Source organism: Alteromonas sp. ABH2_165, assembly GCF_056159945.1.
Genome location: NZ_JBSWWF010000002.1, coordinates 366,016 through 389,324 on the forward strand (window position 1 = coordinate 366,016; position 23,309 = coordinate 389,324).

16 protein-coding genes and 4 pseudogenes are annotated in these 23,309 nt (G+C 46.6%); 7 read left to right on the forward strand and 13 right to left on the reverse strand.

What is annotated here, in order from left to right:
• Nucleotides 1-95 precede the first annotated feature (95 nt).
• On the reverse strand, nucleotides 96-1,427 hold the full coding sequence (locus ACXAFQ_RS06195; protein ID WP_474819274.1) for a sigma-54-dependent transcriptional regulator: 1,332 nt from the start codon (nucleotides 1,425-1,427) through the stop codon (nucleotides 96-98).
• A gap of 14 nt (nucleotides 1,428-1,441) precedes the next feature.
• Entirely contained in the window at nucleotides 1,442-3,268 is a 1,827-nt protein-coding gene (locus ACXAFQ_RS06200; protein ID WP_474818815.1) for a sensor histidine kinase, read from the reverse strand.
• 238 nt (nucleotides 3,269-3,506) lie between these two features.
• Here ACXAFQ_RS06200 and ACXAFQ_RS06205 point away from each other — a divergent pair, with 238 nt between their 5' ends.
• A complete protein-coding gene (locus ACXAFQ_RS06205; RefSeq protein ID WP_474819276.1) occupies nucleotides 3,507-4,481 on the forward strand; it encodes a TRAP transporter substrate-binding protein in 975 nt (324 codons plus the stop codon).
• A gap of 36 nt (nucleotides 4,482-4,517) precedes the next feature.
• Nucleotides 4,518-5,573, forward strand: a complete 1,056-nt coding sequence (locus tag ACXAFQ_RS06210; RefSeq protein WP_474818816.1) for a porin — start codon at nucleotides 4,518-4,520, stop codon at nucleotides 5,571-5,573.
• An 89-nt stretch (nucleotides 5,574-5,662) separates the two neighbouring features.
• Here the strand turns inward: ACXAFQ_RS06210 and ACXAFQ_RS06215 are convergent, their stop codons facing one another.
• A complete protein-coding gene (locus tag ACXAFQ_RS06215; RefSeq protein WP_474818817.1) occupies nucleotides 5,663-7,585 on the reverse strand; it encodes a metallophosphoesterase in 1,923 nt (640 codons plus the stop codon).
• Nucleotides 7,586-7,755: 170 nt separating this feature from the next.
• Nucleotides 7,756-8,409 (reverse strand): haloacid dehalogenase type II, encoded by a 654-nt coding sequence (locus ACXAFQ_RS06220; protein WP_474818818.1) that lies wholly within the window; start codon nucleotides 8,407-8,409, stop codon nucleotides 7,756-7,758.
• 119 nt (nucleotides 8,410-8,528) lie between these two features.
• Between ACXAFQ_RS06220 and ACXAFQ_RS06225 the strand changes: the two genes are divergently transcribed.
• Nucleotides 8,529-9,407, forward strand: a complete 879-nt coding sequence (locus tag ACXAFQ_RS06225; protein WP_474818819.1) for a LysR family transcriptional regulator — start codon at nucleotides 8,529-8,531, stop codon at nucleotides 9,405-9,407.
• A 56-nt stretch (nucleotides 9,408-9,463) separates the two neighbouring features.
• Here the strand turns inward: ACXAFQ_RS06225 and ACXAFQ_RS06230 are convergent, their stop codons facing one another.
• Both ACXAFQ_RS06230 and ACXAFQ_RS06235 read right to left on the reverse strand, forming a co-directional pair.
• Nucleotides 9,464-10,075 carry a Yip1 family protein gene (locus ACXAFQ_RS06230; RefSeq protein ID WP_474818820.1) on the reverse strand — a complete coding sequence of 204 codons (612 nt, stop codon included), beginning with the start codon at nucleotides 10,073-10,075 and terminating at the stop codon, nucleotides 9,464-9,466.
• Nucleotides 10,076-10,261: 186 nt separating this feature from the next.
• Nucleotides 10,262-12,157: a M1 family metallopeptidase gene (locus tag ACXAFQ_RS06235; RefSeq protein WP_474818821.1), complete on the reverse strand. Its 1,896-nt coding sequence runs from the start codon at nucleotides 12,155-12,157 to the stop codon at nucleotides 10,262-10,264.
• Nucleotides 12,158-12,365: 208 nt separating this feature from the next.
• Here ACXAFQ_RS06235 and ACXAFQ_RS06240 point away from each other — a divergent pair, with 208 nt between their 5' ends.
• The 3 genes from ACXAFQ_RS06240 to ACXAFQ_RS06250 are packed head-to-tail and all read left to right on the forward strand — an operon-like array spanning nucleotide 12,366 to nucleotide 14,821.
• Nucleotides 12,366-13,148 carry a hypothetical protein gene (locus ACXAFQ_RS06240; protein WP_070123427.1) on the forward strand — a complete coding sequence of 261 codons (783 nt, stop codon included), beginning with the start codon at nucleotides 12,366-12,368 and terminating at the stop codon, nucleotides 13,146-13,148.
• A 21-nt stretch (nucleotides 13,149-13,169) separates the two neighbouring features.
• Nucleotides 13,170-14,096 (forward strand): D-amino acid aminotransferase, encoded by a 927-nt coding sequence (locus ACXAFQ_RS06245; RefSeq protein WP_474818822.1) that lies wholly within the window; start codon nucleotides 13,170-13,172, stop codon nucleotides 14,094-14,096.
• Nucleotides 14,096-14,821, forward strand: a complete 726-nt coding sequence (locus tag ACXAFQ_RS06250; RefSeq protein ID WP_474818823.1) for a sulfotransferase-like domain-containing protein — start codon at nucleotides 14,096-14,098, stop codon at nucleotides 14,819-14,821. Before ACXAFQ_RS06245 ends, ACXAFQ_RS06250 begins: the two co-directional genes overlap by 1 nt.
• 20 nt (nucleotides 14,822-14,841) lie before the next feature.
• Here the strand turns inward: ACXAFQ_RS06250 and ACXAFQ_RS06255 are convergent, their stop codons facing one another.
• Together ACXAFQ_RS06255 and ACXAFQ_RS06260 are read right to left on the reverse strand one after the other, a co-directional pair.
• Nucleotides 14,842-15,681, reverse strand: a complete 840-nt coding sequence (locus tag ACXAFQ_RS06255) for a polyphosphate kinase 2 family protein (protein ID WP_474818824.1) — start codon at nucleotides 15,679-15,681, stop codon at nucleotides 14,842-14,844.
• A gap of 132 nt (nucleotides 15,682-15,813) precedes the next feature.
• Nucleotides 15,814-16,662 (reverse strand): LysR substrate-binding domain-containing protein, encoded by an 849-nt coding sequence (locus ACXAFQ_RS06260; protein ID WP_474818825.1) that lies wholly within the window; start codon nucleotides 16,660-16,662, stop codon nucleotides 15,814-15,816.
• Between the two features lie 152 nt (nucleotides 16,663-16,814).
• On the opposite strand from ACXAFQ_RS06260, the gene ACXAFQ_RS06265 reads away from it, so the two are divergent.
• Entirely contained in the window at nucleotides 16,815-17,936 is a 1,122-nt protein-coding gene (locus ACXAFQ_RS06265; protein WP_474818826.1) for an S-(hydroxymethyl)glutathione dehydrogenase/class III alcohol dehydrogenase, read from the forward strand.
• 513 nt (nucleotides 17,937-18,449) lie between these two features.
• Here ACXAFQ_RS06265 and ACXAFQ_RS06270 read toward each other — a convergent pair.
• The 5 genes and pseudogenes from ACXAFQ_RS06270 to ACXAFQ_RS06290 form a co-directional block, all read right to left on the reverse strand.
• The gene (locus ACXAFQ_RS06270) at nucleotides 18,450-20,579 is read right to left on the reverse strand and encodes a tetratricopeptide repeat protein (RefSeq protein ID WP_474818827.1); all 2,130 of its coding nucleotides are present in this window, start codon (nucleotides 20,577-20,579) and stop codon (nucleotides 18,450-18,452) included.
• Nucleotides 20,580-20,960: 381 nt separating this feature from the next.
• Nucleotides 20,961-21,338 (reverse strand): annotated as a pseudogene (locus ACXAFQ_RS06275) (ISAs1 family transposase); the annotation flags it as partial.
• Between the two features lie 9 nt (nucleotides 21,339-21,347).
• Nucleotides 21,348-21,518, reverse strand: a pseudogene (locus tag ACXAFQ_RS06280) (transposase family protein); the annotation flags it as partial.
• 312 nt (nucleotides 21,519-21,830) lie between these two features.
• Nucleotides 21,831-22,190: pseudogene (locus ACXAFQ_RS06285) on the reverse strand (methyl-accepting chemotaxis protein); the annotation flags it as partial.
• 171 nt (nucleotides 22,191-22,361) lie between these two features.
• Nucleotides 22,362-23,138: pseudogene (locus ACXAFQ_RS06290) on the reverse strand (PAS domain-containing protein); the annotation flags it as partial.
• Between the last annotated feature and the right edge of the window lie 171 nt (nucleotides 23,139-23,309).

A 23,309-nucleotide genomic window follows, 5' to 3' on the forward strand; every position in this document is an offset into this window, starting at 1 on the left:
TTGAAATGGGTGGACAACCACACGTTTAAAAAGGCAAATGTGTGGTTGTCGGTACATACGTTGAGCCGGTGACCCGGCGCAATGCATGGAAAATGTTACTTAAACTGGCTTTTATCGATGTCGAATTTTTTCATCTTTTCGTACAGGGTTTTACGTCCAATGCCGAGACTGGCTTGAACATCTTTAAGTACACCATTATGGCTATTGAGGGAGTTTCGGATCACTGATTCTTCAAAATGGTCCATTTGTTCGGTAAGTGTTAAATGCCCACCCGAAAAATCGCTGCTGTCCGCCATTTCACCAAAAGCCCTTGATTCGCCTAACAGAGTAAAGCAGTCGGCCACGTTGCGCAGTTCCCGCACGTTACCGGGCCAGTCGTTATTCTGAAGGGCATGAGCATGGGCTTCCGATAAACTCGGCATCTCCGCGCCATAACGGTATGCGGCCATGGCCATGAAGTGTTCGAACAGCAAGGGTATGTCAGATTTGCGGTTGCGCAGGGCGGGAATATCTACCTGAATCACGTTCAGACGATAATACAGGTCAGAACGGAACTCACCTTTGTCAGAAAGCTCACGTAAATCTTCTTTGGTGGCCGCAATAATACGGATATCCAGCGGAATTTGCTTATTCGAACCTAAGGGCTCTACCTTACGTTCTTCCAGCACCCGCAACAGTTTGGTTTGCAGGTTCAGTGGCATACTTTCGATTTCATCCAGCATCAGGGTGCCGCCGTTGGCGTACTCAAATTTACCTACACGCTTCTTGTTAGCGCCGGTGAATGCGCCGGGTTCGTGTCCGAACAGTTCACTTTCGATGATGGTTTCCGGTAGCGCACCACAGTTAATCGCCACGAAAGGCTTCTGACGACGTTTGCTGTGATGGTGAAGATAACGGGCGACCAACTCTTTACCGGTGCCGGTTTCGCCGTTAATGAGTACGTCTGCCGGGGTGTCTTTTACTTTATCCAGCAACGCCCGCATTTTTACCACGCCGGAACTACGGCCAATAATTCGCGGGCCAGGTAATTCCGAGGCTTCCAGTTCCCTGCGCAGGCTACGGTTTTCCAGGGTCAGAGTGCGCTTTTCCACTGCCCGGTGAACCGTTTCCAGTAGAATGTCGACAGAAAAAGGCTTCTCAAGAAAATCGTAAGCGCCCAGTCTCATGGCTTCTACGGCCAGCGACACATTGCCGTGACCGGTTAGCACAATCACCGGAATATCGCTGTCGATGGCCTGAATGCGCTCAAGTAACTCTACGCCATTCATGTGCGGCATGTTAATGTCGGTGATGACAATGCCTTCCCAGTTCGCTTCAATAATTTTTAGTGCTTCCTGCGCGCTTTCGCAGGCTTCAATATCAAAATCTTCCAGGGTAAGTGTTTGTTGAAGTGATTCACGAACGTGCTTTTCATCGTCAACAATCATTACTTTTAACGCACTCACGTATTATCTCCATGCAGCTCTTTGAGAAGTGTGATGGTAAAGGCGGTGCCGTTTGGCTCTACCGCTTTTACAGTAAGGGTACCATTTTGTGACTCAACAATACGCCTTGATATAGTTAACCCTAAACCGAGACCTTTCTCTTTGGTGGTAAAAAAAGGTTCGAACAGGTTTGCCATTACATCGCTGTCCATACCGGGCCCGTTGTCAGTAACCGTGATCAGCATCCATTCGTCACAGTCTGAAATGTTAACGACAATGCGTGCATCAGGTGTGTCTTCCAATGCTTGCGCCGCATTCGATATCAGATTAACCAATACCTGACCAATCATTACGGGCTCGCAGTTTATCATCTGGTCAGTGGCTTGATTATCGATCTGGTAATCAATCTGTTGTTTCTGAATTTGCGGCATGATGATCGCCGATACGTTATCCAGAATTTCGCCAATGAACGCTTTGCGGCTGTCTGGCTTGGCGCGGCGGGAAAAAATCTTAAATTTGGCTACGGTTTCTGCCATCGTAGCGGCAATGTTGGCAATTTCTTCTAAATTTTTCTCTGCCAGCTCAATTTTATCCCGCTCGATGAACTTCTTACCATTCTGAGAATAGGCGATGAGCGCTTGTAGCGGCTGGTTCAATTCGTGGTTTATCCCTGCAGCCATTTCACCTAATACCGCCAGTTTGGCGGTTTGAATCAGTTCAGACTGGGTGTTCTCCAGCTCAGTCTGGGTGCGTTTATAGTGATCAAGCGACAGCTCCAGCTCTTCATTTTTACGGGTAAGGTTAGCCGCTAGCTGCTGAACCCGGATCTCCAGAGAATTATTCAGTGCAGCAATTTCCTGATGATGACGTCGTCGCCCGCGGTACACCATTAAAAAAGCCGCGATGGCGAAGTAGGTCAGCATGGTTATGCCGGTCATCTGAGCGACAAACATCACGCGGTATTTATAGTCTGAAATACTCATCACCGACCAGGATAGCCCCGGAATGGGTAATTTGTATCCACTAAAATAGGCCTGAGTTTTACCTGACTTCAGTAGCATGCCTTCACTTAAACCGGTATTTAAAACCGGTTGATTACGGATAACTTCGATAGGTTTGTCGTTAAATCGCTGTTCATAATCAAGCTGCGTTATATCTTTATCGCTAAGCGTTGATAACCCTTTTTCTTCAAAGCGCCCAGACCCAGAATAGAAAACGATATTTTTTTCGTCGAGGAATAGTAAGTCGGTGGTTTTTTCTACCTGAATGGTAGACAGGAAATCGATATTCACCTTCAGTGCCACACCACCGATGATATTGCCGTTCTCTCTGACAGGGGCAGAAAAATAAAAGCCCCGTTTGCGGGTTTTTATTCCCACCGCCATGAAGCTCCCGTTATCACCTTTAATGGCGCTTAGCACATAGGGCCGGAAGCTGTAGTCGTCATCAATGAAATTTAATTCGTTATAGAAGTTGCTGGCCGCCAGTACTTTGCCGTTTTCATCGAATACGTAGGCAAAATTTACGCCCAGCGTGTCGGTTAACTGCAGCAGAAAGAAATTAGCCGCATCCTGTTTTTTCTGATCGGGCGCCGTGAGTAACTCCCGAACAATAGGATACTGGCCAATAACCTGTGGCAACCCCTGAAAGTGACTACTCCAAAGATAGACCTCCCGCTGTATACGGTTAGTTTGCGTGTTCAGCAGGTTTCGCTGGCGTTCGGCGGAATATAACCAGAATCCGCTGAGGGCCAGTGAAAGGACAACCACACCCATAATGATGAGATTGCGCCTGTTAATGTTAGCAACCAGAAGCGTTTCAATGTCGCGATGTGTCAGTTTCAACCCATTTCCCGTTTATCTATGTTTCACAATCCACTCATAGAGGGATTGGTTAAGGGTGATAGTTTGTATATCTCACTGTTTTACTTGATTTAAATCAAGTTGGCACACGCTGTGCCTATAGAGTGTTGTAAATGAATCATTTCATTTCGGTTAATTGCCAGTTTTATTTTAACCAGTAATTAAAACATATAACGAAAACCTTCTGAGCGTTAAAGGAAATAGATAAATGTTTAACAAAATGATCGCTTCACTCTTGCTGACTGCCGCTGCCCTTACACCGGTAACCAGTATAGCCCGTCCGGTTGAAATTAAGTTTTCACACGTTGTAGCAGAAAATACGCCAAAGGGACTGATGGCTGAAAAATTTAAGGAACTTGTTGAAGAACGTATGCCAGGGAAAGTAAAAGTCAGCGTTTACCCTAACTCACAGTTGTTCAACGATAACAAAGTTCTGGAAGCGATGCTTCTAGGTGACGTGCAAATGGCTGCACCTTCACTGTCTAAGTTCCAGAGCTTCACTAAGAAACTGCAAGTTTTCGATCTGCCGTTCCTGTTTAAAGATATCGACGCGGTAGACCGTTTCCAGCAAAGCGAAACAGGTCAGGAACTGCTGGGTTCACTGAAAAAGCGTGGCCTGGTAGGTTTAGGTTACCTGCACAATGGTATGAAGCAACTGTCTTCTAACGAGAAAATCGTTACCCCTGATCAAATCGCCGGTAAGAAATTCCGCATCATGACTTCTGACGTACTGCAGGCGCAGTTTGAACAAGTCGATGCGATTCCACTGAAAAAGCCGTTCTCTGAAGTATTTACCCTGCTGCAAACCCGCGCTATCGACGGTCAGGAAAACACTTGGTCAAACACTTACTCGAAGAAGTTCTACGAGGTTCAGCCTTTCATTACTGCTTCTAACCACGGTGTACTGGACTACATGGTTGTGACTTCTGCAGAGTTCTGGATGACCCTGCCAGATGACCTGCGCACTGAAATTAAACGTGCGATGGACGATGCCATTGCTTACGGCAACGCTATCTCTAAAAAGAAAGCAGACGAAGACCGTCAGTTAATCGCCGAATCAGGCGTTACTGAAATCATCGATCTGACAGACGCACAGCGCCAGGCATGGGTAGCTGCGATGAAACCAGTATGGAAAAAATTCGAAAGACAAGTTGGTAAAGACGTTATTCAAGCCGCTGAAGCTAGCAACGAATAATTCCTACAACCGTCGTAGCAAATAAGAAGATTAATTATGAAAAATAGCACACTGAAACTTGCCTTAATGAGTGCTGGCTTATTTTCAGCAGCCAATGTAACTGCCGCCGCCATTCCAGATGCCTACGTACCCAATGTTGATGTGTACGGCTCTATTCGCCTCGGTGCCGACTATATCGACGCCGGTGTAGAAGATGATGGCGCGAACGGTCGTGACTTTCTTAGCCGAATTGGCGTGAAAGTAAGTGGCGAAGTCAGTCCGGGCCTGACAGCTGTGGGCGTGGTGGAATACGGTATTCGTGAAGAGAATATTGTTGATTTCGTCCAGAACAAAGGCCCTACGCTTCGTCTGGCTTTCATTGGTCTAAAAGGTAACTTCGGTGAAGTGTACTTTGGATCGCAAACCAATGTGTTCCACAAGTACCTGCGTACTTCTTATTTCTCCGACGGTCTGGATACTATCCGTCAGGGATCGGTTCGTGATGACGACTTACTGCAGTACTATTACAACGAAGGAAAGTTCTCCTTCGGTGCGAGTGTAATGATGGAAGGACAAGATGGCGATTCCTTCGATCAATTTCAGTTAGGTGGTCAGTATAATGATGGTCCCATAAAGCTTCAGGTTGCCTGGTCTAAAGACAATCGTGGCGAGAACAAAGGAAACCTTTACGGTATCCGTGGTTGGTGGAAGGTTACTGATAAAATTACGTTGTCAGCTTTCCATCACTATGCGGACGACCAGTACGATATCTACGGCGGAAGTCTGACAGGTACTGTACGTTTACGAGACGCGGAATTTGAAGGGAATAAAAATGCCCTGAATCCGTGCCGCACTGAGTCTCGTACCAGTTCTGCCATTTACGCAGGCTACCGCACTGGTCCTCACCAAATCCACGCTAAATACGCGCTGGATGCCTGTGATGTATCGGGTGACGTTAAAGCTGTGAAAGTGGAATACGCTCACCACTTCAGCAAGCGTTTCCGTATGTGGACAGCGGTTGAAGCCTTCAATAACGACGAAGGCCGTGCACCGACTACCGCATCAGGTAAAGACTTCACTCAGGTTCAGGCGGGTGCCCGTTTCGATTTCTAATCGAACAACACACACATTCCTCAACACTTAAGCAAAAACCCACCTAAAAAGGTGGGTTTTTTATTTAGATCCCTTTTTTGTCCTGTGTGCTATTCGATGGAAAACTCATCAAAAAGCATAACTTCAGAATCTAGGTCGCTCGGGTCGAAAACATAGCTTTTCACTGTTCCAGAGCCAGTATCAAGCACAGAGAACACGGATAACACATTGCTCGCTACAAATGGCAGGTTCGGATAGTCTTCATTCTCAGCACTCATAGGGCTGAAATTGGTAGGGAAGGCCATCACACGACCTTGTGGATCGCCATTAGGCGGGTAATCCGTTTCGGACCAACGTGGATTGGCAGAATACACGTCTTCCCAAAAGTCGGCTGTTGCCGGTCTGCGGTTATCTTCGTATGCACCGGATGCATCATCATAGTAAGCGCCGTAACTGTTGCCTACATTAGAACTCTCCAGGTAGTGGAGGTTTTCAACCTGTGCGCGGTTCCACAAATGTGAATGGCCGATATGAACCAGGTCCACACCGTTTTCCAGCAGCAGTGGTTCAATATCATTTAACCAAACATCTTGGTCTAATGGGTACTGATAGCGTATTTCAGTGGCCGTTTCCAGCATAGGCGCTATGGTTTCTGACCATGTAGCAGGCTCAATAGGGAAGGTATATTCTGAAACGGTTTCAGCGCCTGAGCCATTATCCTGCACTACTTGCAACACAGGCTGTGACAATACAGGAACCGTGTTGTCACCCAATCCAAACACGCCCTGATGGGCCATAACCACTTTATATTTGGCATTTTGGAATGCTTCAGACTGCATCACCTCTGTAAGCCAGGCATATTGCTCTGACTCGGCATCGAAGCGTTCAAACAGAAACTCACCAAAGCCCCATTGTGTTGGGTCGGTATAGTTTTCTGCGTTTTCAACGAACTTGGTTTTGTTGTTCGGCGTGACGCTCCATGAGCGCCAGATACGAGAAACGTTCATTGAAATCAGGAATACGTCACCAAAAGACACGGCGAAATATTCTTCACCACGAGGACCATCATTTGGGAAGGAGAAGATATCCAGGAAGCTCATCTGGTTGTGTGAATGGTCGGCAATCCACTGCGCTTTTACTGTTTCGTCGTCAGAAGGATTTACCTCGGTTTTCACTTCTTCGTACGCCACTTCTGCAAACCAGGCTGGTTGAGGATCACCAAAGCCACCGTTCAGGGTGTAGCTTTCGCTATCAGGGGTATAACGCCCCATGACTTCGTGATTTCCGATAGTGCCGAAAACCGGCGCGTGCTGGAGTATTTCCCCGCCATTGTATGCAAAGCCGGGCATGTATTTCTGATAGTGGCCCTGCAGCGCAGGGAAAAAGGCTGGGGCACTGTCTTTCGCCTGATCGAACCATTCAGATGCACGGTCGGGAACGTTAACAAAATCACCCGCAAAAAAGACGGCGTCAGGAATACCGACGGTCTCTACCACTTTCTGATAATTCGCCACCACGTTTTTCTTCGACTGAAGATCGGATGTAAGCAGGATCATGAGCGGTTGGTCTGCTGCCGGAGAAGGTGCCAGCGTGAACGTGTCGCTGGTAAAGGCGAAACCATCCTCATCGGTACTGGAAACTGAGTAATTGACCCTTTCACCCTGCGTTAGGCCAGTTGCCGTTGCTTCGTGACGATATACATCACGGTAGGTGATACCTTCATAAGTCTGCCCTGTTACTGCGGAACTGGCATCTTCCATCATCCGGTCAAGTTTGGTTGTCATTACGTCGGTCACAGTTTGATCGGCAAAAGTCAGGGAATGACTACTGCCTTCAAAATTTGTGAACCAGACAACGTTAACGGTAGATTCGGTGGGTAATTGTAAGAATGGGTCGGTGAGCATAGTATGCTCAGGATTGACGGTGACGGGGACTTCTACGGGTACTTCGACTTCAATGGTTTCATCGTCGTCACAGGCCGTAAGAGTAAGTATTAGTCCGGCAACACCTGCAACACGTAACTTCCACAACATGGATACATTCCTTTTTAGAATAGAGAAAATGGGGAAAAGAGGGTACTGCAAAGTCCACTTTCTCAGCTTCGTGTGACGGGAATGAGTTTAAAAAATGACAGTGTTGTGAATACTTTCGAACGACGCTCTAACTACTTATTAGAGCGTCGGTTTTGTACCGTAGAAAAAGCCTATTTTGTTAAAGCATTTACCAGTTCACCCAAATCCTTCACGATGTAATCCGGCTTTTGTGCTAATGGATACAAGGCTTTGCCTGGTCTGGCGACAAATGCGGTTTGCATACCGGCTGCTTTTGCACCGGCGACATCCCAACCGTGGGCGGCCACCATCAGGGCCTCTTCGGGTTTCACGCCGAGTTTGGCAAGAGCCCACTCATAAGCGCGGAGGTCGGGCTTATAAATTTGAATATCTTCGATACTGTATCTGGCTTCAAAAAAATCTGTTAACTGCGCGTTCTCGAACTGCGTTTTAACGCCGTAATTGGATGAGTTTGTCAGGCTAACCAGCTTATAGCCCTGCTTCTTCAGGGCAGTTAATCCGGATTTTACATCGGCATGAGGCGGCAGGCTGAGGAGCGGTGTAACAATGGCTTCTTTGGCTTGCTCTTCAGTAATATCGATATTGTTATTCTGCGCAACCATCATCAGTGCTGCGACACCAATTTTACCGAAATCCTGATATTCGCCCGAGACGGTTGAAACTAAGGAATAGTGCAACATGGTGGAAAACCATAACGGTAACAGTTCTTCCTGGCCGTTTAATGCTTCGCCCACGGAGTCACGCATATTTTCCAGGTCGAGTAGGGTTTCATTAACGTCAAACACAGATTTCGAAAATTCATAAATTACCTACGTTCTAAATGATGAGTTGATCTTATTTGTTTTGATTTTTTAAATGAAGTGGCGGATATTGAAACCTGTGTTTAAGTTTCTTAAATGATGTTATGTACAACCTAAGCGATCTTGAAACCTATATTGCGGTAGTGGAAAACCGGGGGATTAACGCCGCTGCGCAAATGCTAAAAGTATCCCCTGCCACTGTCAGCTTGCGCTTAAGTAAGTTAGAGCAAGCGCTATCAACGGTATTGGTGTTCCGTGATAGTCGAAAGCTGAAATTGTCGGCAGAGGGTGAAGTTTTCTATCAGCAGGTAAACACTATTCTTGAGGCACTACGGGACGCAGAATTTCAGATTGGTGCTAGACGCTCATCGGTGAGCGGCGTATTACGAGTCACCATGCCGCCTTGGGTGTATTCTAAATTTGTATTGCCGGCATTAATGACATTCGAGCAACAATATCCAGATCTCAAACTGGAATTCCTGGTAAACGATCAGTTCGTTAATGTGGTCGAAGATAAGCAAGACGTCGCTATTCGGGTGGGCAAGCTGCCAGACTCCGGATTGCTGGGGCGCAAATTAGTGAGCAACCACCGCTTGTTGTGCGCTTCCCCCGACTACCTTGAACGCTTCGGCACGCCTAAAAACTTAACAGCATTACGCCAGCACCGCTGGGTAGTGCTACCTTGGCAGCGTCAGTTAAAAATGCGCGATGCTAATAAGGTGGTAACCTTTCATACTGATGCCCGGTTTACGGTGTCTAACTCTGACAACATGACGCAGGCCGTGCTTGCTGGTCATGGTTTGGGGATCAAGTCGTTCATTGCGATTAGGGAAGAGCTGGAAAGTGGCAAGCTCGTGGAGGTTTTGCCCGGTGTGTTAGCCGATGACGATGCGCCGGTGTGGTTTCTAAAACCGCAAAACAGCCTCACCACCCGTAAAACCGAAGTATTTTTCGGGTTTATGAAATCACTGTTTGCCCAATAAAAAAGGCAGAAGTACATCTCTTCTGCCTGATGGTGTGTTTCCGGTTAGATTACGAATTACCGAAAGAAATACCACATTATGCTGTGCTCTGAACCCATGCTCCACAGCGCTACAGCAATGATCAGTAAGGCTTCGAGGATCAACACGCCCATACACAGAGTAGAGGTGGAGAGAATGAATCCTTCTTTGTCATTAATGCCTAAAAAGCTCGGTGTGCCTGTATACAGTAAGAAAGCGGTGTAAACCACGCCTGCGCATACCGCAGCAACACATAGCCAGAACACCGGATAGATGGCAAACACGCCGCTTAAAAACAGTGGTGTGGCGGTATAGCCGGCAAATACGATGCATTCTGCTCGTGATGGGCGCTCTGGGTATCGCCGTGCCATCCAATGGATAACGCTCCCCACTGCAGCGACTGCTAATAGGATTAATCCGTAAAAGGCTGCTCCTAATATTAATCCGCTAGTTGGTGAAACCTGAAATACTTCTTCGCCACCGAACGTCCAGCCTACGCGGGTAGTGCCGATATACGAACAGACGACGGGAATTAATGCGTACCAGAGCACATGGTGTGTATACAGATGACTTACTGTTTCATGCTCTTCGTTAATAGAACGCCACTCTTTATCCGGGTGATGGATCAAACCCCAAATGTGATTGCTCATAAACAACACTCCTGCTGGTCAAAGAACGAACACTTTCATTATTAACATAAAATAAACATTTGGCTATAACTTTTAACATATAAGCAAGTGGGCTGTAGTAGCTTTATGGAATAAAGCCGCGTTGAGGGCAAAAAAATAGCAGCTCAAAGGCTGCTATTTGCATTGTGGATTGAAACTTCGTATCGGTTAGTCTTCGAAGAAACCTTCATTAGCGCGCACGGTCATCGGGTGATAACCGGGCTTCGCTTCTTCAAACGCTTGCTTCGCAAATGCTTTACCTTCCGGTGTTTTCACCAATTCACGATAAAGTGGTCTCACCAACTTATTGCGGCCGATGGAAACCAGATAATCATGTAAACGGTTATAAGCAGGCTTGTATTCGTTCTGCACTGCAATCATCAGCCAGCTATGCGCGATTTCGTTGTTGTGGCTTTCGGTTAGGCCAAAGGCACTGTCTAGTTCAGCCAACTGTTCGTCAGACAACGACGACGGCATGTTGTTGAGGAAATACAGCCACTCATGGGTGGTCCATGCGGATGTATCGATGTCTGCGGCCGCCTCTTTACCGTTTAGCCATGCAGTGCGAGATGCATCGACTTTATCGAAGGCATCAGACTCAGGCTTAGGTGCGCCTTCAGGCAGACCCGGCTCAAACACCCACTCATTGATACGTTCTTTGCTTAATTTTTCCGGATACTGCTTCAGCAGCGTTTCATCCAGGTAAGTCAGGAAGGTATCGGTGGTAATGCTCTGGAAGCTGAACTTTTTGAAGTAGCTCATAAGGAACGCGTCAAAGTTTTCACGTCCCACTTTCTGTTCCAGCTCGCGCAGGAACAGCGCCCCTTTTTCGTAAGGAATATCGCTGAACACGTCGTCTGCACCGCGACCACGAAGGTCAATGGCGAGGATTTGATCGTTTTCAGGCAAGGCGGCAATATCTGCTTCCAGACTTTGGTAACCCAGCACGGCTTCCATATTGAAGCGGTCTGTACCGTACAGCATTTCCATAATGCGGTAGGTCAGATAAGTGGTGAAACCTTCGTTTAGCCATAAATCCCGCCAAGTAGCATTGGTTACCGTATTACCCGACCAGCTATGCGCCAGCTCGTGGGCGATCAATGAAACCAGGCTCTTATCACCAGCAATAACCGTTGGCGTGATGAATGAAAGACGAGGGTTTTCCATACCACCGAACGGGAATGAAGGTGGCAGGATCAATAAATCATAGCGATCCCAGCTGTACGGGCCGTAGGTTTTCTCGGTCAGTTCCAGCATGCTTTCAGTATCTTCAAACTCTGCCGCAGCTGCATCGAGAATTTCTGGTTCTGCGTACACGCCGGTGCGCTCACCCATGGCTTTAAATTCTAAATGCCCAATGGCCAGCGCAATTAGGTAAGAAGGAATAGGTTGTGGCATCTTGAAGCTGTAGTCGCCATCACGAGCGGTGTCAGGATCGTTCGACGCACTCATTACCGCCAGCAAGTCGGCTGGGGTTTTAATATGGGCGTCGTAGGTTACGCGAACTTGTGGAGAATCCTGCAGGGGAATAAAGCTACGGGCGTGAATGGCCTGCGCTTGGGTAAATAAGAAAGGATATTCTTTACCCTGAGTTTGTGCCGGTGTTAACCATTGTACGCCGGAAGCGTCTTCAGAGGTGGCGTATTCAATAGTTACGGAGGAAGCGGCGTCGGGTAACGAAATCGATAGCGCGGAACCCAGGTTCTCATCTTCTGCAGCCAGCTTAAATTCAACCGGCTTACCTTCTGCAGTCACCTGTTTGATATCCAGATCGCGGGTATCAACAACCAAGGTATCAGCACCGTCTTTAATGCGGTCGAAGTCCAGCGTCACAGAACCAATCAATTGATGCTTATCGAAATCGGCGGTGAGATCGAGTTCAAGGTGAGTAACGCGCACTTCATCCGGATTAGACAGTGAATGATAGTCGGTTCCTGAAACAATCGTGGCTGGTTTTCCAGCCGCAACTGCTGGTTTTTCTGTCGTAGGTTTGTTGTTTTCTGCCGGCTGAGAACAGGCGAACAACAAGGGTGCTGATACGAGCACCAATGAGAGTTTATTCATTGATTTCCTTCACTCTTCAAATTAGTCTGGGCCGGGAAAGTCATCTGTTTAACCCGGGTGACGTACACAATAGCAGGCAGTCGTCGCGTGGAAAACCCAAACGCCGTAAATCGGTGGTGGCAGGCGTTCAGAAGCAGTAGTGTGAAAAAGCATTACGTCTGTAGGCGCAATACGTAACGACTTCATTCATCGTTTCAGGGAGCAAGTTATGAAGAAAGTTCTGGTTATTTTGTTGCTGGTAGTCGTGGTTATTGCTGGCGCAGTGGTTTATTTGGCGAGTGGCGCAAACGACTTTATTCGAGCGCAAATAGAGTCGCAGGGAAGTAAATACCTCGATACACCGGTAACAGTAAGCGCGGTTGATTTGTCCTTCACCGAAGGCCGTATGACCATTACTGATATTGATGTGGAAAACCCAGATGGGTTCAGCGATGAAGATGCGTTTAGCCTGGAAGGTGTAACACTGGATTTAGCTGGTGCAACTGAAGAACCTTATCGCATTCAAGAAATTACCATCAACGCACCGGAAATTCTGTATGAAGTAAATGCGGCTGGTGAGGGTAATTTGCTGGCGCTAAAAAATAACCTGATGGCCAACCTGCCTCAAGGCAATGAACAACCTAGCGAAAGCTCAGGTGCAAGCCCTAAGCTGATTGTAGATAAAGTGACGGTGAGCAATGCCAAACTGATGCTGAACTTTGAGCAATTAAACACCGGCGAGTTGCAAATCGACAAGAAAGCGTACGAGGTTACGTTGCCAACGTTCAACGCGGGCTCTATAGGCCAGCCTGACGGACTTCCAGCAGACCAGGTAGGTGCTGCTATTGTGCAACAAATGTTGGACAACGCTATTAAGCAAGCAAAAGCTGAAGCGAAAAAAGTACTGGCTGATAAAGCCAAAGAAAAAGTACAGGAAAAGATCGATGAAGAGAAAGAAAAGCTGATGGAAAAAGGCAAAGACAAACTCAAAGATCTTTTCAATAAAGACTAATTTTTTACAAGGAACATGGCAATGAGTATGGCTGATGTATCGACCCATACCGCGGCAGAAGATGCCCGTAACGACGACATTCTGATTTACGTAAACGGTGACATTGTTCACCGTGACGAGGCTAAGGTCTCGGTTTACGATAGTGGCTTTATGCTGGGCGACGGGATCTGGGAAGGCATGCGTTTGTATGATGGCAAATGGGCATTCCTAGAAGAGCATATGGATCGCTTATTTGAAGCTGCCAAAGTGGTTGATATGGATTTAGGTATGAGCCGTGAAGAAGTGATAGCCGCGCTGGAAGCCACCCGTAAAGCGAATGACATGCATACCGACGTCCATGCCCGTCTGATGTTCACTCGTGGCAAGAAAAAGAAGCCATTTCAGCATCCGGCGCTGTCGGTTCATGGCCCTACGCTGGTGATTATCTGCGAACATTCTAAGCCTGCCATTGCCCGTCCAATTAAGCTTGCCACTGTGCCCCATTTACGCGGGCTGCCGATGACGCAAGATCCTAAGCTTAACTCTCATTCTAAGCTGAACTGTATTCTCGCGTGTATCGCCGCTGAAAAAGCAGGTGCTGATGAAGCCTTGATGTTGGATGTTCACGGTTTTGTAAACACCACCAATGCATGTAACTTCTTTATCGTGCGCAAGGGGGAAGTATGGACTTCCACCGGCGACTACTGCATGAATGGCATTACCCGTCAGAAGGTCATTGAAGTGTGTAAGCGTCTTGGCTTAACCGTACACGAACGCAACTATTCGCTGGTAGAAACCTTTGGTGCAGACGAAGCGTTCTTAACCGGCACTTTTGGGGCGCAAACGCCGGTGTCACACATCGATGGTCGCGCCATCGGCACCGAGCATCCAGGTCCGGTGACGCAAAAAATTCGAGAAGCCTACTATCAATTAGTTAAAGAGAGCCAGATGATTAAGGAGGCGCAATAATGCGTATCGCAATGTGGTCTGGCCCAAGAAACCTCTCCACTGCAATGATGTACGCATTTGCTGCAAGACAAGACTGTGGGGTAGTGGATGAACCTTTCTACGCGGCATTTCTAAAAGCCAGCGGCGAAGTGCATCCGATGCAGGAAGAAATTCTTGCATCGCAGCCCCAAAGCGCCGATGACGTTATTGCGCAATGCCTGGGTGAGGCACCGAATGGAAAGTCCGTGTTCTATCAAAAACACATGACACACCATATGATGCCCGATTTTCCGATGGCGTGGACAGATAACGTCATCAATGTGTTTCTGCTACGCCACCCAGCACGGGTTATCGCCAGTTACCATGAAAAGCGCGAGAAGCCGGTGCTAGACGATATTGGTATTCGTCAGCAGGCGGTGCTGTTTCAGCGCCAGTTAGACAAAACCGGCACGCCGCCGGTGGTTATCGACAGCGATGACCTATTAGTGAATCCCGCAGCAGGCTTGCAGGCGCTGTGCGAGGCAATTGGCATTCCTTACGATGAAGGTATGTTGCATTGGCCTGCTGGTGGCAACGAAGCCGATGGTGTTTGGGCCAGTCACTGGTACAACGCCGTGTGGGCAAGCACTGGTTTGAAAGCAACGCCAATGAAGCCACTACCGGCTCTGGATGATGAGTTACAGGCAGTGTGTGAGCAAGCGCTACCTTACTATAAACAACTTGAACCCTATAAGCTTAAATTCTGAGCAGTATTTCAAAGTGTGATTCAGGGCTGGTCTGTTGAAGGCAGTGCCAGCCCGAGCTTCTGCTCTGCCAGGCGAATGATATTTTCATCCAGCGGCGGCGGGGTAATATCCACACCCTCACGTAACGCTTTCACGATAGTTTTGATCACCTCAATACGGGCATACCATTTGTGCTCCCCATGAATCTTTGTCCAGGGGGCCTCTGCGGTGTCGGTGTTATCAAACATATCGTGAATAGCAGCTTCATACTGGTGCCATTTCGCCCGGTTACGGATGTCTTCTTCGGTGAGTTTCCAGCGTTTATAAGGGTTGTGCAGCCGCTCTTCAAAGCGGTTCAGCTGCTCTCCGGCAGAAATGTGCATGAAAATTTTGATGATCTTCACATCATCATCAATAAGCATGCGTTCGTATTCGTTAATCTCCTGATAGGCCCGCTGCCACTGCGGTTCAGAGGCAAACGCTTCCACTCTTTCTACCAGCACGCGCCCGTACCAGGAACGGTCAAAAATGGCGATGCGACCAGGCTTGGGCAAACGGGTCTGGAATCGATAGAGATAATGACGCCCCTGCTCGACAGCGGTGGGGGCCGCGATGGGGTGCACGACAAAGCCACGAGGGTCGAGTTTCTCGGTTAGCCGGCGAATCGCCCCGCCTTTGCCCGAAGCATCCCAGCCTTCAAATACCACAATCGCCCGCCTGCCCTGATGAAAATAGGCCTGCTGCACGTGCAGCAGCTTTTTCTGCCATTTCTTCAGCAAATGCTGATAGCGGGCTTTATCATCCAGAGCCGGGGCGTGGGTTTCCTCATCAAGGCGGATTTTACGATTCTGCAGAACAATATCTGATACGCCGTATTTCATACACTTCCCTGTCGTGGTTAAAAAATAAATGACTGCAGACCATTTATACACGCGCAAACAAGAATGTAAACGCAGGAGCCCTGAAGAAAAAACTGCTGTTGCGCTCGATCAACCCCACCTTTTTTGTGTGGGTTAGTGGTAGAGATTTGCAATCAGGTAGTCGAGCAACAGCCGCACTTTGGTTGAGACGTGGCGGGTTTGCGGATACACAGCCCAGATCCCGTCGTCATCCACCTGCTGGGTGGCCAGAATGGCTTTCAGTGAACCGTTGCGGATATCTTCCGCTACGTAGTAGTCCGGCAACTGGATAATCCCCAGATGCTTAAGCGCGGCATCACGGATACCAATACCGCTGTTGCAGCGAATGCGCGGATTCGAAATACGATGGGTGGTCACCCGATCGGCCACCTTAAACTGCCAGTGTGCCGAAGTACCGGCAATACACTGATGCTGGTTCAGATCCGCAGCGGTTTCTGGTATGCCGTGATCGGCGAAATATTCAGGTGAAGCACAGGTGTAAAGGGTTCGGTAACCCAGACGCCGGGCAATCAGCGATGAGCTTTCCAGGTGCCCCAGACGTATGGCTAAGTCATAGTTGTCCTGCACCAGATCCAGCATTTGGTTGGTAAGATTCAGTCTTATTTCAATACGGGGGTGTTCTGCGAGGAAATCGTTTATCACCGGCGCGATGATGCGTTCGCCGTAGGTAACCGGTGCAGTGACCATTAGTTTACCTGACGGCGCGAGCTGCTGATCGGAAACAAATCGCTCGGCATCTTCCAGCTGATCAAGAATATGACGACACTGATGATAGAACTGCTGACCCACGTCAGTAGGGGTGACAACCCGGGTCGTGCGATTAAGTAATTTCGACGACAGGCGGGTTTCAACAAGGTTAACCTGGCGGCTGACTTTGGCGGTGGAGATCCCCCATCTTTTTCGCTGCCAGTGTGAAGCTGCGCTGTTCAACCACGGCGACAAATTCAGTGATACCTTCCCAGTTCATGGTCATGCTCCGGTGTTTAGCTTTATTATTGCAAATATGAAAAAGTGATTTTCAATTTGTCTGTATTGTTTCATAACTGTAACTGGTTAGAATTGTAAAAACATACATAGAATTAAGGATTACACTCATGGCAGATGTTATTACCTGTAAAGCGGCAGTTGCGTGGGAAGCGAAAGCGCCACTGTCCATCGAAGAAGTTCAGGTTGCTCCACCTAAAGCGGGCGAAGTTCGTGTAAAAATCATGGCGACCGGCGTATGTCATACTGATGCCTTCACCCTGTCAGGTGAAGATCCTGAGGGTGTATTCCCGGCTATTATGGGTCACGAAGGTGGTGGTATTGTTGAGTCTGTGGGCGAAGGCGTTACGTCGCTGAAAGTGGGCGATCATGTTATTCCGCTTTACACCGCAGAGTGTGGCAAGTGTAAATTTTGTCTGTCCGGTAAAACTAACCTGTGTAGCGCAGTACGTGAAACTCAGGGTAAAGGTCTGATGCCTGACGGCACTACCCGTTTTACCTGTAACGGTAAGCCAATCTATCACTACATGGGCTGTTCAACGTTTTCTGAGTACACTGTGCTGCCTGAAATTTCACTGGCAAAAGTAAACCCGGAAGCACCGCTTGAAGAAGTGTGTCTGTTAGGTTGTGGTGTTACCACCGGTATGGGCGCAGTAACCAAAACGGCAAAGGTTCAGAAAGGCGACACTGTGGCTATCTTTGGTCTGGGTGGTATTGGTCTGTCTGCAATCATCGGTGCGACTATGGCAGGCGCGGGCCGTATCATCGGTATCGACCTGAACGAGTCTAAGTTTGAACTGGCGAAAAAACTGGGTGCCACAGACTGTATCAACCCGAAAGACTACGACAAGCCAATCCAGGAAGTGATTGTTGAAATGACTGACGGCGGCGTGGATTTCTCCTTCGAGTGTATCGGTAACGTGAATGTAATGCGTTCTGCACTGGAATGCTGCCACAAAGGCTGGGGTGAGTCGGTTATCATCGGCGTAGCTGGTGCTGGCCAGGAAATCTCTACCCGTCCGTTCCAGCTGGTAACCGGTCGTGTATGGCGCGGCTCTGCGTTCGGTGGCGTAAAAGGCCGTTCTGAGCTGCCAGGCATTGTTGAAGACTATCTGGCAGGTAAATTCCCGCTAACGGATTTTATAACCCACACCATGCCGCTGGGCGATATCAACGAAGCCTTCGACCTCATGCACGAAGGTAAGAGTATCCGCTCTGTTATCCACATGTAATGTGCTGAATATGAAAAGCCCCGAATTATCGGTAATGCCGATCATTTAAGCGATTGACATTTGGCGTAAGAGAATCAAAATCCGATGATCGTAAGGTCATCGGTTTTTTTATGGAACTCAGCGAAGCACTCGCCCGCACATCTATCAATCGACTTACCGAGTTTCGGTGTTTAGCCGATATATTAGAGCCTGAAATCATTGAGTCTTGTCTGGGTAACTGCTCAGCAGGACCCTAATGACAGGCTGCTTTAAAGTTGTTGAGCAGAGGATAGGTAGTTTTGTTCTGTGTAGCTTCGAGAATAGCGCGGATCCAATTCAGAGGATTCAGCTTTTGCTTCCGGCACCTTAAGTGAACGGCATTAGGCTTAAGTGCCGCTTTTTTATTACCTTAAAAACGTAGCAGACCTATCTTCTATCATATAGTTTCTTCCAAAAAAGCGTTTGTTTGAAAGCATATAACACTCATTAAAAATAATGTCATATCTAATAACAAGGGCTGACTCAGGTTTACCGTTATAAGCGACCAAGCTGCTTTAAGATTTTACCGTTATCAAACTCTGACACATCTCTACAGAATTGATATTTTTTATAGGAAGGTAAAGTTTTATCGAATACAGCTAGTTTCTGCGCTACTTGTTTGTGACCTAAAGATTTAATCGAGCCGATATTTCCTGATGCAAAGTCAGCGAGAGCTTTAAGTGAATCGTCAAGCTGTCCGCCCATAATTTCGTGAGAAGCATCTTGATAATCTAATGACCAAATGAGAAATTCATTTTGGCAAAAATAATCAACACCTCCATCGATTATTGTAAATCCGGACTCATTAGATATTCCCTCTAGCGCGGCCGACATACCTCTGCTGTAAACATTCATGAGTGAACGATCTCGCCCACTTACAGACAGAAAATGAAAATCTTTTTGTATTAATAAACCGGAAAATTGGCTTTTCAATTTTGCCAAGTCTGCACAATCTGGAAAGCATTCGAACAACAACTTTCTCGTACGTTGAATTGATACTTCTAACTTCTTAAGATCTACTGCTTTAGCAAACACTCCAGAGGCCGCAGCTCCAGCTTGCGCACCCATACCGGAAAATACATATTCTGTTGGCGTAAGTAACCGATATTTAAAGCTGTTATGTGACGAGACTGTAGGCGAACTTGGGGTGCTTTGCGTTTTGTCTAACGAATCCAAAAGACTGCGCGATGTTGCACTTGGTAACTCGAATGCTCTTTCAAAAATTAAATAGGTTTTATCTGATAAGTTCCTATAAACACTTTTATAGGGGGAGCGATCTTCTCGAAGCTCGTTCTTCTCTCCACCGTAATAATCACGTACGGAGTTATCTTTCGCTTTGGAAAAAGCTAGTTCATAAAGTTGCTGCCACATCTTTATTTCAAATCGGAGTGCAAACGCTTTTTTGTTATACCAATCGTTAAATAATTCGCTTGTTATAGCAGAGTTTTCACTAAGGTCTGTTATCAATTCATCGCTAAGCTTAGTTAAAATAGGAGGAATAATGTCTTTAGCAAAATAGCCAATCTCAGATACTAATTTATCATACTCCTTTTTCGATGATATCTCGTTTGAATTAAGCCTTTGTATGAGTTTTATTCTTTGAAGCGCTACGTCATCTATAGTTTTCATAGAATTTTTGCTTTCAATAACGTTTTCATCAATCTTTAATTCATCTTCTATAAGTTTTTGCCTTAAATTCCCAAGCATAGCCATTAATGGGTGCGATTGATATTTACCTTCAAATTGTCTTATAACCTCTAGCGCTTTGTCGTTCTGCTTTAACTGCGTATATATTGCCGCAAGTCCAAACATTACATCAGGCGCGCGTCGTTCATTCGGAAAGTGCTTAAGAAAGTACTCATAAATTAATCTTTTCTGCTCCCAATCTTGAGTCTTCTTCGCTAAATCAAGTAAGTCGCTCGCACTAAGGTCTTCCATCTTTGGTGTTGCTGCTTCTTGGGGCTTCTCGTTTTGACTTAATGTTCTACTCTCGGAATTAGGTGCTTGTGTTAATGCTTGTGAGTTTCTTTCGTTTTCAGAGGGCTTATATAGAGGTTTGCTGCCTTCTATAGTGTTTACGTGACGCGCCGTAATTTGTCTTTGTGTTGTTTTATTCTCTGCAATTATCGCCGCATTATCGTTTGATAACATATCTACGGGGGGCATGGAATAAAGCAAGGAAGCACCATCGAATCTGGAGCTTTTGTTTGTTTGAAGTTTTTTGATAAGAACTAGCATAGTATTTCGGTGCTTATTGTTCCTGTCATTTATTATATTTTTCACATCACTTTTTATTCCCCAGTAAATTGGTACTCCTTCTTCTCTATTTAAAGTAAGAAAACGCAGCACTGCATAGGGTAAATATTCTGAACTTTTATGTTCCTTGATAAGCTCGTGAAGAATCACTCTTTCTCTTTTCGCCAGCTTTTGTTTTTGTCTAAAATTACTGGTTGTTAGGCTTTCTTTTGACACTAACTCACTGAGAATTTCTTGACTGGCGAGCGCTTTCTCGTAAAGTTTATTAGCCTCTGTATTTTCACCAGATAAAGCAATGTTGCAAGAGAAACTCAGAACGATGAAGCAAAGAAGCATTTTAGAAAGGGGAAGTGCTTTAGTTTGGTGCATATAGAATTTCCAATGTCCGTATTGTATAGCCTCAAATAGGCATAGCTACGCATCCAATATCTTTACTGAGCTGCGCTTTAAATAGCATTCAAAGTCAACGAATGATGCTATCTGCGAAATTTGATCCACTAACTAGTGCTGATACTGTCTCGCTTTATATAGTCAATAAAAGTTAGATTTAACTTAAGCCTAACCCATATTGAACAAATATTAACCTTAAATATGGATAAATTAGCTCACTAAATAACAAATCTTTGTCTAATCAGTTAAATACGAACAAGAAAAGGTTCGACGAAAAAGTTGGATATTAATGGCTCATTTGTTAAAAGGCGTATTTCCGAACCAGCTAAGCTTACGTGATCAGGGCGAGAGCATGAACGTTCAAATATCGTTCAGCGCTACCAACCCCGCCGCTAAAACCTTTTCCAAATAATCAGTGCTACCGTGCGCACGTTTCTGTTTCCGTGGCACTCTCACTTTTCTGGTTGTCTTTGCTCGAAGCATGTTCAAGGCAAGCTTCCGTGCCCCTGATAGTATTTCGGCGGCATTGCCACGATATATCTGGCATTCATCTTCTTTCATCGAGACATCAAGGACCCAATGAAGACTGTTTTCTACTGCCCAATGACTTCGCACGGCATTGGCGAAGCGGGCTTTAGTCAAAGCGGCTGAGCTAATGTAGTACCGGTATTCCAATGATGCTTTACCGTTTTTGGGCTGCCGATAGCTTAACGTAACGCCTATCGTTTTCAGCCCTTTCTCGCGGAACCAGTTGAAGTGTAAATCACCAAAATCTTCGATGTCTTCCCAGCCTCTTGCTCCAGCGATGGAAGAACACACAACAAGGAATAAAATATCAGTGAATAAATGCGCCACCTTAGCTGATTGACGAGGATCTTCTAACTCACTAAAAAGCTGTTCAAATGCGCCTGTGCCCATGACTCTCTCCGCAAAAGAGAGTAGAAGATCACAGTCACTATATTTCGTCCAGTTGTAATATCTACTGTTAACTCAACTGTTCAATAAATGTCCCCAGAATTATACTAGATATCAAAAGAAATGCTGCACAGTTCAAGCTTGAAGGAAGGTGTGAAAGAAGTTATCCAAGGTGTTTAAAGGCGTCGAAGAATCGGTATCCAATCGCTAGAAAAAGAAATGCCGCTCACCTTAAGTGAACGGCATTACCGAATTATCGGGGCTTTTAGTTATGGTCATGAAAGGCGGAGCATCCGTGCTCCTAGTCGATTGGACTTACTGGGTCATGATGCGGGCAACGTTTTCTGACACGCTAACCGCACCTTGATATATCTCATCCATCACGGCTTGTACGCTCTGGATCTGTTCTGCATTGGCATCTACGTCATTTTTCACTTCAGACATTTTGTCTCTGGCGCGTTGAGCAAGACCTTTGTTTTCGCCTACCACGTTTTCAATCTCGATGGTGGAGTCGCTGGTACGTTTTGCTAACTGGCGAACCTCGTCAGCAACAACCGCAAATCCACGCCCTTGATCGCCCGCTCGGGCCGCTTCAATCGCTGCGTTAAGTGCGAGTAGGTTGGTCTGATCAGCAATGCCGCGAATGGTAGATACGATCTGTTCGATATTGGCCGATTGCGTGGTGAGTCGCTCGATTAACTCGTTGGCGTCGTCAACTTCTTGCAACGTGGCGTTAAAGAAGTTCACTGAGTTCGCCAGTGACTCGGTGCCACGCAATGCAATCTGCGAGGTCTCTTCTGAAATAGCCACAGCATGCTCAGACGCTCTGGCTATATTGTTTTGCTCGTTGACCCGTTTGGTAATGTCAGCAGCAAACTTGATGATTTTTATTACCCGGCCATCTGGTGAGTAAATCGGGTTATATGTGGCTTCAAGCCATAGCATTTCACCGGCAGCATTTTTACGTTTGAATTGCCCAGACTCGAACTTACCGTTAGCAAGTTTATCCCAGAAATTAGGATTGTCGATGTAGAAGTCGTCGTAGCAGAACATACGGTGGTGCTTGCCGCGAATCTCGTCGAGGGTATAGCCTACAGTTGATAAGAAGTTATTGTTTGCTGTCAGAATAGTGCCGTCTGGCTCAAATTCGATAACAGCCGTGGACCGGTCTAGGGCATCGGAAATGGCTTTATTCGCTTCAGCGGTTTCAATCTGTTTTGTAATATCAGCACAAATTTTCAGTACACTGGTAATGACCCCGTTGTCATCAACGATAGGGTCATACGATGCTTCCAGCCAAACAGCAGTGCCGCTACGATGGCGACGACGAAACTGACCAGTGCTGGCGCGCCCGCTGTGCAAATCGCGCCACATTTGAGCGTATTCAGGAGAATTCTTATATTCGTCGAAACACAAGCTGCTGTGATGCTGACCAATAAGTTCGTTGGCAGAGAAGCCGAAGATAGCAGCAAACTTATCGTTGGTTTCAGTGACGATACCATCAGGCGTGAAAATAACATACGCGTTATGACGTTTTACGGTATCTGAGAATGCTTTGTACTGATTCGCATCTTGAGAAAGTTTCGCGATATGATTTTCGTAGGTTTTTTTCAGGGCAAACATTAGAAGTCTCGCGCTTTATTATTAATTATCATAACCATACTACTTTCATTGGTTTGAATTGTGAGTTAGTCAAAAGGATAAAGTTTGTCTACCCAATTGAATTTATTACTAAAATAAATCTGACTTTATGAAGTCATGACAAATTTTAATAAATTGGTGTAATCAGTTTGT